Annotated in this window: 8 protein-coding genes; all 8 read left to right on the forward strand. The window is 58.3% G+C overall.

What is annotated here, in order from left to right; all coding sequences use genetic code 11:
- Positions 1–743, forward strand: a 743-nt coding sequence (locus ACY69P_RS08935; protein ID WP_462327219.1) for a TRAP transporter large permease, incomplete at its 5' end; no start/stop codon positions are given.
- 1,685 nt (positions 744–2,428) lie between these two features.
- The gene (locus tag ACY69P_RS08940; protein ID WP_462327220.1) at positions 2,429–3,772 is read left to right on the forward strand and encodes a sigma 54-interacting transcriptional regulator; all 1,344 of its coding nucleotides are present in this window, start codon (positions 2,429–2,431) and stop codon (positions 3,770–3,772) included.
- Positions 3,773–3,844: 72 nt separating this feature from the next.
- Positions 3,845–4,003 carry a hypothetical protein gene (locus tag ACY69P_RS08945; protein ID WP_462327221.1) on the forward strand — a complete coding sequence of 53 codons (159 nt, stop codon included), beginning with the start codon at positions 3,845–3,847 and terminating at the stop codon, positions 4,001–4,003.
- A complete protein-coding gene (locus tag ACY69P_RS08950; protein WP_462327222.1) occupies positions 4,003–4,857 on the forward strand; it encodes a substrate-binding domain-containing protein in 855 nt (284 codons plus the stop codon). Before ACY69P_RS08945 ends, ACY69P_RS08950 begins: the two co-directional genes overlap by 1 nt.
- 47 nt (positions 4,858–4,904) lie before the next feature.
- Positions 4,905–6,971: a TonB-dependent receptor domain-containing protein gene (locus tag ACY69P_RS08955; RefSeq protein WP_462327223.1), complete on the forward strand. Its 2,067-nt coding sequence runs from the start codon at positions 4,905–4,907 to the stop codon at positions 6,969–6,971.
- 254 nt (positions 6,972–7,225) lie between these two features.
- On the forward strand, positions 7,226–8,860 hold the full coding sequence (locus ACY69P_RS08960; protein ID WP_462327224.1) for an extracellular solute-binding protein: 1,635 nt from the start codon (positions 7,226–7,228) through the stop codon (positions 8,858–8,860).
- Positions 8,857–9,963, forward strand: a complete 1,107-nt coding sequence (locus ACY69P_RS08965) for a microcin C ABC transporter permease YejB (RefSeq protein ID WP_462327225.1) — start codon at positions 8,857–8,859, stop codon at positions 9,961–9,963. Before ACY69P_RS08960 ends, ACY69P_RS08965 begins: the two co-directional genes overlap by 4 nt.
- The gene (locus ACY69P_RS08970; RefSeq protein ID WP_462327226.1) at positions 9,960–11,000 is read left to right on the forward strand and encodes an ABC transporter permease; all 1,041 of its coding nucleotides are present in this window, start codon (positions 9,960–9,962) and stop codon (positions 10,998–11,000) included. Before ACY69P_RS08965 ends, ACY69P_RS08970 begins: the two co-directional genes overlap by 4 nt.
- Positions 11,001–11,022: the final 22 nt, after the last annotated feature.

Genomic DNA, 11,022 nt, shown 5'->3' on the forward strand with positions numbered 1-11,022 from the left:
GCGTGTTGACCGGCCTCGTGCTGATGCTGTTCAGCTACTGGTACTCCAAGAAGAACGGCTGGATGGGTGAACAGAAGGAACGCTCTGTCGCCTCCATCTGCAAGGCCTTTTGGGATGCCAAGCTGGCGCTGATGGTGCCGGTCATCGTCCTCGGCGGCATCTACGGCGGTCTGATGACGCCGACGGAAGCCGCCGCCGTGGCCGCATTCTATGGCCTTATCGTCGGCCTGTTCATCTACAAGGGGCTGAATAAGGACAACATTGTGGACGCGTTCATGAACGTGTGCTCCACGTCCGCCATTGTTATCGTACTGATGGCTATGGCGACCATCTTCGGTTACGTGATGACCGTGGAACAGGTGCCCGCAAAGATAGCCTCGTTCATCCTTGGCGTGACGGACAGCAAGATTGTCATCCTGCTGCTCATCAACGTGCTGCTCCTGTTCATCGGCACGTTCATGGAAGCCCTCGCCGCCATTGTTATTCTGGTGCCGATCCTGCTGCCCATCGTGGTCAAAGTCGGCGTGGACCCCGTCCACTTCGGCATCATCATGGTTGTGAACCTCGCCATCGGCTTCATCACGCCCCCCGTCGGCGTCAACCTGTTCGTGGCGTCCAGTGTGGGCAAGGTGAAGCTGGAGGACGTGTCCAGACAGGTCCTGCCCATCCTCGGCCTGATGATTCTTGTACTGATGGCTGTAACGTATATCCCGGAAATATCGCTGCTGTTTATCGGTGATTAATACTCCGGTAATGTGAAAAGAGAGCCCCTGCGGAGTCTTCTGCAGGGGCTTTTTGTATGGCTCTTGGTGGGGGCTACCTTTCTTCAACTTTCATCGTGGTTCATTGAGAGCGAGGGGCAGCAAGGCACTCTATGAGGACTCACCGAGGGAGGGCCTTTATCCCGCGCGGGGCGGCCATGTGTCGAGACTCCTGAAATACTGAGGAGAACGGCCTCATATGCGATGCGGCAGAGTGCGCGAAACTCAATATGGACGAGGCGAAAAATCAGGCGTTGAGGTTGGTGAGGTCTTTTTATCGTCGGTCATGGAAATTCTCCCGTACGGGAACGAGACGTTCATTGACATGTAAGTCAATACATCTTCCCGTACGGTAAAACTACGCCTCCCAGTCCCGAACGTCGATCTTGCCCGTGCCCCTACGGAAATGAGGGCAGTGAGGCGCTTTTGGAGGAGGGTATGGCGTGTCGGGCTTTGGTTAGAGACGCGACTCTTTTTTGAACGTCGTAGTGGAAGGCGGCCGTTCCCCCTCTTGGCTCTGCGGCAGGGGGGGCAATGGTGTCGTCTGACCTCCTCAGTTCGTCCCCGGACAGATTGTGGGGTACAGCTTCGCTGGTGGTGCTCCAGCCAGACAAGAGTGGACAGTCAGAAAGCCGCTTTTGTCTTGCAGGAGCAACTGCCTACACCACCAAGCCCACCGGAAGAGGGATAGGCCTCGTCCTGTCCGTGTCGTCCTTCATCATAACGCAAAACCACGGCGGCTCGCTTTCTGCGGACTCCAGCCCTGGGCACCGGACAAGGTTTATCATGGTATTGCCTAAGGGCGGGGCGGGCGCGAGGGCAACCCCCTCCACTGGACATCAGCGCCGGAATTGCCTATTGACGCGTATTTGAGAAAGAAATTCAAAGTCATTTTCAAATTGTAAACGCGCAATCGGTACCACCTCATGCAGAACACTGTTTTCCCCTCTCATCCAAGTCCGCCCGGGGGCGCCCTGTGGCCCTGTAGTTTTGGGGCTGTGTACATGGATATGGACGGTCTTGTCCGGCATATCGCCGGACCGGAGCGGCTCCCCAAAGGATTGAGCGATGCGCTGAGCGTTGGGGCGTCCATTGACGATGCCTTAGGCGCGTATCCGGCGCTGAGGCGTCATGTTGCCTTGTCTCACACTGTTTCGGCGTATGCGACAACATTCCGCGTTGGGGCGGCGTGTTGGCGGTTTCAGAGTGTTCGGTGCGGGCTTGCGGCGTTTCGGTCCACCGGCGTGCTTCTTCTTTTGGAGCAGACTTCCGCGCCGCGCACGTGCGTTCATGCCAGCGCCGCACGCCTTGCGGGGCTGCTTGGCGTATTTGGAGAGCGGGGCGTTTTGCATGATGGCGGCGGGGCGCCGATTGTATGCATTGTCCCCGGGACAAAGCAGAATTCGCTTCTTCAGCTGGCCAGCACGGCCCCGCGTCCGTTTCCGCACCTTGGGCAGCACCACGCGCCACTTTCACGCAAGGCTCAAAGGCGGCTTGGGACCGACGGATGGTGCGTTGATGTCCTCTCTCCGTTACAGGATCACGACGCCTCGCCGCTCCTTGCAAAAAGCTTCTCGCTCACCCTTGGGGGCCAGCGCCTGACCGCGAGCTTCTACCGCCCCGTCTCACTGGCAGGGCGTCCCGGTGCGCGGGAGGCGAGCTGTGTTGTGCCTGCATCAGGTGTCCGGGGCACCGGCTACAAACGCGCGCCCGCGCCTGACTTTACGCTGCTGCATGTGGATGATGGCTACTTGCCCCTTTTGCGGACCCATGCGGCGCACCTGATGGATGGGGCGCCGTTGTCCTTTGAGGAGATGGTCCATCCACGCGACGTGGAGCGCTACCGGGCCACCATCGCCGATGCCGAGCGCCGCCGGGCGTCATATGCCTTTCGGTACCTTTTGCGGACGGACGAAGGGCAGGATGTGTACGTCATAGATACGGGGCGCGGTGTCTATGATGTGGATGGAAATCTTGCCCACATTGAAGGGGTGCTTTTCGAGGCTTCAGCGCTTGAGGCGTTGGTGGAGAGCGCCGCCAATCAGGAACCGACCACGGCGGCTGGCGAGTTTGTGGAGCTGGGCATCATTGGGCGGTCGCGTGGCGTTCGGGAGGTGATAGCAACCATTCGCAAGGCTGCCACGTCTTCGGAGTGTGTGTTGATTCAGGGTGAGTCCGGCTCAGGCAAGGAGCTTGCCGCCCGCGCCCTCCATACTGCGAGCGCGCGGGCACACCGCCCATTCATCGCCGTGAACTGTGGCGCCATACCGGACTGCCTGATGGAGAGCGAATTCTTCGGCCACCGCAAGGGAGCCTTTTCTGGTGCAGACCGTTCCCACGCCGGGCTTCTTGAGCAGGCTGACGGGGGAACGCTGTTCCTTGATGAAGTTGGAGAGATTCCTCAGCCCATACAAGTGAAACTCCTGCGCGCCATTGAGGGCGGCGGTTTTTCTCCTGTTGGTGACGCGCGGGTGCTGACACCGGATATCCGCATCGTCGCGGCCACCAACCGCAATCTTGCCGAGATGGTCGCCAAGGGAGCCATGCGCCGCGATTTCTATTACCGTATCAACATCTTGCCCCTCACCATTCCCCCGCTGCGCGAACGCCGGGAGGATGTCCCCCTTCTTCTTGGGCATTTTCTTGAGCAAGCCGAATGCACCCAGCCCATCCCGGGCAAGGCGCTGACCCGGCTTATGGACTATCCGTGGCCAGGCAATGTCCGCGAACTGCGCAACGTGGCCATGCGCTACGCCACCCTCGGCGAGCTTCCTGCGGAGCTTGTAGGTCCGGAGCAAAGCCTTCCTGAGGAACATCCGCAGGAGCCGCCCACCTACGGCACCCTCAAGTCCCGCCTTGGCGTTGTGGAAAAGGACATCCTGCGCAAGGAGCTGGATGCCAGTGGCTGGAAACGCACAGCCGTTGCGCGCCGCCTTGGTATCGACCGCCGCACTCTCTACGATAAGATGCAGCGCTACTCTCTGAAGCGAAAAGGGAAGGTGGGAGAATAGCGCCCCGCCATGGGGTGGATTGGCCCCACATGCTGAGAGCGCTGGGCTGGCATGGGCTAGGAGGCGTTTTGTGTGCAAAACGGGAAGAAAAGCTCCCAATCTGAATTCTCCCGTTCGTCTTCTCTCGTCGCAAAACCCTTGCTGGTGCTGGCTTTTTGCGTATTGCCTTCTGGCACGCTGTTTGCTGATTATGAAAATCAAAATCATTGCAAGAGCATTCAGGAGGAATAATGTCTACAGGCCCAACACTCTGTGATTCTCTCTTTATTGGCGATAATGTTGCCGACGTGGCGCGGGCGCTTGGCTGTTACGCCAAGGGAATGATTGGCGGACAGATGCCCATGGTGGAGACCGCCTTCCCCTTTGCCAAACAGCTGGAATGCATCCTGTGCGTGATGGGGCCCAAGCGAAAGCTGCTCTATTCCGCCTACCGACGCATGAACATATCATCCGTGGTCATCGCCCATACCGACAGCGACCCCAACCCCGCAAGTATAGCTCCGGAGCTTCGGGAGAATGGCCTGAATGTCGAGATTATCGACTTCACAAAGGGAGTGCCCCACGCCATACGCGAGGCCGGACGTGTCTTCGGGCGTGAGAAGGCTGCCGAGAAACTGGCTGTCGCCTATGAGCGCGACATGGAATCCGTCTACGCGGAGCAGCCCATGTTGGGGCGCCGGGTGCTTGTACTGCTAGGTATCACCAATCCGCAGCGTCCAGAGCGCTACCTTCTTCTCGAAACGCCGGGGTGCCACCTCGACCAGAGCATTCTTGCCCCACTTGGTTGCGTCAATGCCGGAGCGGCGCAAGTTTCGCCAGAAACGGAAATCGTTATGGATGGCATTCAAATCATTGATGGACCGCTGGATCTTGCCGCCACGCGTCCGGATACAATCGCCCTAACGGGAGACCCCTTGGTCGGCCAACGCGCTCTGCGCGATGCTGTGGCCGCCGATCCTCACTTGCGCGACGCCGTTCCCGCACTCAAGCAGTACGAAGTCTATTCCCTGCCCCACTGTTGCAGCGCAGAGCCTCTGCGTTTTCCTGAGACGTTCCGTCTCTGGAAAGAGGCGCTGTCGCGATAACGGTAGAGCGCTTTTCTTTCTCGGACATTCGTAAGGAGATAGGGAATATGACGTCCAAATTTACCGCCACGATGGCGGCATTCATGCTGGCTGTGCTTATCGCAGCCGGAACGGCCATGGCATCAGGCGACACGCCGCCCACAGAAAAGAGCGCAGCGGGCACGGCGGAAGAAAACGCCACCATCCCGACAGCAACGCTTGACCGTATGGTCATCTCCGCCACCCGCACGGAGCGCAGCGCGGCGGACGCACCAGCCTCAGTTGTCGGGTATGGTCTTGAGCGCATTGAACAGGAGCAGGCCCGGACTCTGCGCGATATCTTAGAGGGTATGCCGAACGTTGAATTTTCGGACCCTACGAATCCGTTTATTCAAAAACCATCGCTGCGCGGACTGGATGCCGACCAGACTCTTTTTAAAATTGATGGCGCGCGGCAAAACTATTCCTCGCAGTCCGGCATCGGGCACTCGCCGTTAATTGCGGACCCCGAAATGCTCAAGGAAGTGGAAGTGCTGCGCGGACCATCGTCTGTTCTGCACGGCAGCGGAGGTATTGGCGGCGTTATATCGGTGCGGACAAAGGACGCCTCGGACCTTTTGGAACCAGGCGAGAACTTTGGTGCGCGCTTCAAGGCTGGCTATCAGTCCGGCTTAAGCCAGACGGTCAGTTCCGCGGCGCTCTACGGCAGGCAGGGGGTGTGGGATGTCCTTGGTCAAGGTGTCTACCGCGACTTTGGGGATGTCCACACAACCAATCCATCACCCACGAGGGATACCGCATACCGCAACGGCTTTTCGCGTTCCGGCATGTTCAAGGTCTCGGCCAGTCCGACGGGTGATCAGTATGTGTCTGCGTCCTATAATTTCTCGCAAGGGCGCTTTGCCGCAAGTCGCAACAGCAGCACGCATACCGAAGAGCAGCACCGCCTCCTTGGTACGTATGAGCTTCGCCCGGACGATATGCAGTGGGTGGACCTGCGCGCCACGCTTCAGAGCGAATGGCGGACCAATGAGTTCATCAATGATATGCGTGAGCTGGAGGATGAATTCTCTTCGTACGGTGGCAGCTTGCAGAATACGTCGCGCTTTAGCATGGGCGATGTCGTGCACAACGCTGTAACGTATGGCGTGGACTACTACCAGGACCACCAGGAAGGAACGGACTTCGGCAAGCCAGACCCGTCACGCCCCGATGCCACGGCCGAGGATTTTGGTCTGTTCGTGCAGGATGAAATAACACTCTTTGACCGCGTGACCCTGATCCCGGCGCTTCGTTTCACCTCATACAGCCGGGTGTCCGACTCGGGCGTTGCGGATGATCAGGAGGACAGCAAGGTGACGCCCAAGTTCACCGCGCAGGTGAAGGTGCTCCCGTGGCTGTCAGTCTACGGCACCTATGCCCAGTCCTACCGTCCGCCGTCTTTGGATGAAATCTACTTTGCCATCGATCATGCTATGCCGTGGGGAACGGTTCGGGTGCTGCCCAATCCCGATCTCGAGCCGGAAACGGCGGAAACGTGGGAAATGGGCTTTAACATGGGCTTTGAGAGCGTCTTTACAGACAATGATCCTTTCCATCTGAAGGCGACGTACTTCCGTGAGGATGTGGACGACCTCATCGCCCCTCAGATGGTCAAAGATTTCGCGACTCCGCCCATGGGCGAAATTCACCACCAGAGCGTTAATATCAACAGCGCGCACCGCTTCGGCTATGAGGTTGAAGCTGAATATGCCGTGGCAAATGCCTCGTTCTCCGTCTCGTACGGCAAGACCTTGGGCTGGGACGAGGACACCGGCGACCGTGTTGGCGGGAGCCCGGAAAAGTTCTCCCTGCGGGCAGGGTACGACGTGCCACAGCACAATCTCAACGTCTTTTGGAAGTCCCGATTTGTGGGCACCTACAAGACGTCCAGCATGTTTAGCGACGACACCATCGTCTACAATCCCTACACCGTTCACGGCATAGGGCTGACATGGACGCCACGCATTGCGGACCTTGACGGATTCCGGGTCGATCTCGGCGTGGATAACCTGTTTGACGTCCGTTACCGCAATTCTGCGGGCGGGTACGATGTTGGCCAGAATATCAAGGTTGCTGTTTCCTACGAGTTTTAGGACGTAGAGCGCCCCGGCCTGCCGATTCGTTGCAGGCCGGGGCCTTGGAGTATTTTGTGACGTACCGTTTTGTTTCTATTTGCTGCGCCGCAGTGGCGTTTGCGGCATTCACGCTCACTCCCCACCGGATATGGGCAGCACAAGGCATAACCGTAACCCATGCGTTAACGCTTGCCGATGCGCCTGAACTGCCAGCGGACTTCACCCACGTTCCTTACGCCAACCCACAGGCGCCAAAGGGGGGGGAAGTTCGTATGCACGCCATAGGCACGTTTACAAGCATGAATCCGTTCACCCCCAAAGGTGAGCTCCCATCAGGTTTTGGACTCCTCCATGACAGCCTGACCACAACGTCTCATGACGAACCCTTTACGCAATATTGCCTTGTCGCAGACAGCATCATCATACCTGATGACGGTTCGTGGATAGAATTCACAATTCATCCCAAAGCGCGCTTCCATGACGGCGTGCCGATTACGGCGCGCGATGTGGTCTTTTCCTATACTGCGACCATGGAGAATATTGGCAGCACCCTGCAGCGCTTTTTTTCGGACATTACCGCTGTGAAAGCTGTTGATGAACGGCGGGTTCGCTACGAGTTCGCACCGGGCGCGAAAAGGGAAGTGGCCCTTATCGCCAGCAGGATGCCCATATACCCCGAGCATTTCTGGAAGGAGAAAGACCGCGCGCATACGATGATGGGGACAATTGTCGGAAGTGGCCCTTACCGGATTGCGTCCTATTCGCAGGGGGAGAACATCGTCTACGAACGGGTCAAAGACTACTGGGCCAAAGACCTCCCCATCTGCGCCGGGCACTACAACTTTGACAGAATCCGGTATGAATATTTCCGTGATGCCACCGTGGCGCTGGAGGCCTTCCGCGCCGGACACTACGACATCCGCGAGGAGCACTCGGCAAAGAACTGGAAGACACTGTATGCCGGCCCTGCCTTTGACCGCGGCGACATTGTCATGGAGCGTTTCCGCCATGCCCAGCCGCTAGGCATTCAAGGGCTGTTTTTTAATACCCGCCGCCCCATGTTTCAGGACAGACGCGTCCGGCGCGCCATTGTTCTTGCGTTTGACTACGAATGGGTCAACCGACAGCTCTATTGGAATGCGTATCCGCGTACCACAAGCTATTTTACCAACTCGGAGCTTGCCGCAGCAGGATTGCCGACGCCTGAGGAATTGCGCTATTTAGAGCCATTTCGGGCCGACCTCCCTGAAGAAGTCTTTACCACAGAGCACACGTTCCCAGTTGCAGACGTGAACGGTTTCAACCGCCACAATCTGCTCCGCGCAGCCCAGCTTCTCAAAGAGGCAGGGTACGTCCTTCGTGACGGCGTTCTTGTGGACGGGCGCACAGGCCGGCCCTTTCGGTTTCAGCTCCTGACGGACTCTGCGTCCATACGCCGCGTGGCCCTTCCTTTTGCCCGCAATCTGGAGCGGCTCGGCATTGAGCTTTCCATCCTCGTTGCGGACACCGCCATGTATATGCGCAAGGGCAAGGTCTTTGATTTCGATATGATTTCCATGGGCTTTGGGCACACTCTCAGCCCGGGGCGGGAGCTCCGGTTCTACTGGCATTCGTCCTCCAAAGACATGGAGGGAAGCCGAAATGTCATCGGTCTTGCCGACCCGGCGGTGGACGCTTTGGTTGACGCGATTATCAGCGCCCCAAACCGTACCGAGCGTGTCGCGGCGTGCCGTGCGTTGGACCGCGTTCTGTTATGGGGCGAGTATGTCATTCCAACCGGCGCATCCAACGTCTACCGCATTGCGTATTGGAAAGGATTGAAGCGCCCAGAGCGTCTGCCCCGGTATGCGTTTGGCATCAACACATGGTGGTGCGAAAGCGCCGAGCAGGAGGACGGCGGCTTATGATGCACTATCTCCTTAAGCGTCTCGCGCTTGTGGTGCCGACACTTTTTGTCATTTTGACACTGAATTTCTTTGTGATTCAGTTGTGCCCCGGTGGCCCTGTGGAGCAGATGTTAGCCCGTATTCAGGGGGAGGAGCGCGCACTGTTGGAACGGGCGGGAGCAAGCGGACAGGATGAAATTCACGTCGTGCAAAGCTCGCTGGACAATATGGGGACCTACCGCGCTGACGGGGGGCTGGACCCAGAGCTGGAGGAACGGATTAAGCGGTACTACGGCTTCGACAAACCCTTGATAGAGCGCTACTGGATGATGCTGAGCGGCTTTGCGCGCTTCGAGTTTGGCGACAGCCTGTTCAGGGACAAGTCCATCCTTGAGTTGGTGCGTGAAAAGCTGCCCGTATCGCTCTCCCTTGGCCTCTGGACCACACTCATTTCGTACATTGTCTCGGTCCCCCTCGGCATCCGGAAGGCCATCCGCGCAGGGTCGGCCTTTGACGCATGGACAAGCTTTGCCGTGGTGGCGGCCAGCGCTGTGCCGACGTTTCTCTTTGCCATCCTGCTTGTCATCCTCTTCGCGGGCGGAAGCTACTGGGACCTGTTCCCCTTACGCGGGCTGGTGTCGTCTGGATTTGATGACATGAGCCTTGCGGCAAAGATTCTGGACTATGCATGGCACATGACGCTGCCTGTGCTGGCCATGGTCATTGGCAGCTTTGCCGGGACAACACTGCTGACGCGCAACTGCTTTCTGGATGAAATCGGCAAGCAGTATGTGGTGACAGCACGGGCCAAAGGCCTCACTGAAAACCGCGTGCTTTACGGCCATGTTTTCAGAAATGCCATGCTCATCTTCATCGCGGGATTCCCTGGGGCGTTCATAGGCATGTTCTTCACCGGCTCCCTGCTTATCGAGGTTATTTTCTCGCTGGACGGACTGGGCCAGATGGGCTTTGCAGCCACCATGCAGCGTGACTACCCCCTCATGTTTGCGACGCTCTATATCTCAACCCTGCTTGGGTTGGTCATCAAGCTCGTGAGCGACATCACCTATACATTCGTCGACCCGCGTATTGATTTTAGCGCGGTCAATTCCAGAGGCTCATGATGTTTCGATTCGAACTGAGTCCTATACAGGCGGCCCGCTGGGCAAAATTTAAAAGAAATTCACGCGGAAAGTGGGCCCTTGGCATCTTCCTGACGCTCTTTGCCGTAAGCCTCTGCGCAGAGCTCATCGCCAATGACGTTCCGCTTCTTGTTGTCTACAAGGACGAAATACACGTGCCCCTTGTCTGCCCGCAGCCGGAGACCGCCTATGGCGGCGCTTTGGCCACGCCAGCGAACTACCGCGACCCAGCAGTGCAGCACCTTATCGAGCACGATGGCTGGATGCTGTGGCCGCCGGTGCGCTATGACTACCAAACCATCAACCGCTCAGTAGCAGAACCGTTTCCGGCCCCGCCGTCACGCGAGAACCTGCTTGGAACCGACGACAGCGGGCGCGACGTCTTTGCCCGGCTTCTTTACGGCTTCCGCCTGTCTGTGCTCTTTGGGCTGGCCCTAGGGGGCATTGGCGCGGTGATCGGAATCTGCGTGGGAGCGCTGCTTGGGTACTATGGTGGGTGGCTGGATATCGCGGGGCAGCGCTTTATGGAAGTCTGGGGCGGCATGCCCCTGACCTATTTACTCATCATCTTGGCGAGCTTTGTTGAGCCAACGTTTTGGATGCTGCTTGGCATTATGCTGCTCTTTAGCTGGATGGGCCTTGTGGACGTGGTGCGGGCGGAATTTCTGAAGGGCCGAAATCTGAGTTATATCCAAGCCGCGCGGGCGCTTGGCGTCTCGGACGCGCGCATCATGTTCCGCCATATCCTGCCGAATGCGATGGTGGCGACAATCACGTTCCTGCCGTTTATCCTGAATAGCTCCATCACCACCCTCACGTCCCTCGACTTCCTCGGCTTCGGCCTCCCCCCAGACTCCCCCGCCCTCGGCGAACTGCTCGCCCAAGGCAAAGCCAACATCCACGCCCCCTGGATAGGCCTCTCCGCCTTCGCCGTGCTCGGCGGCCTGCTGATGCTGTTGGTCTTCGTCGGGGAGGCGGTGCGGGATGCGTTCGACCCCGGGAGCGTAAATAATGGGTAATCCTGCCACAGCGTTCCGTCAC

The sequence above is a fragment of the Desulfobaculum sp. genome (genome assembly GCF_054921475.1).

Excerpts from the sequence above, each read along its gene's own strand:
- ACY69P_RS08950 (WP_462327222.1), top strand. The coding sequence starts at position 4,003 with ATGTCTACAGGCCCAACACTCTGTGATTCTCTCTTTATTGGCGATAAT.
- ACY69P_RS08955 (WP_462327223.1), top strand. The coding sequence starts at position 4,905 with ATGACGTCCAAATTTACCGCCACGATGGCGGCATTCATGCTGGCTGTG.
- ACY69P_RS08960 (WP_462327224.1), top strand. The coding sequence starts at position 7,226 with ATGCACGCCATAGGCACGTTTACAAGCATGAATCCGTTCACCCCCAAA.
- ACY69P_RS08965 (WP_462327225.1), top strand. The coding sequence starts at position 8,857 with ATGATGCACTATCTCCTTAAGCGTCTCGCGCTTGTGGTGCCGACACTT.
- ACY69P_RS08970 (WP_462327226.1), top strand. The coding sequence starts at position 9,960 with ATGATGTTTCGATTCGAACTGAGTCCTATACAGGCGGCCCGCTGGGCA.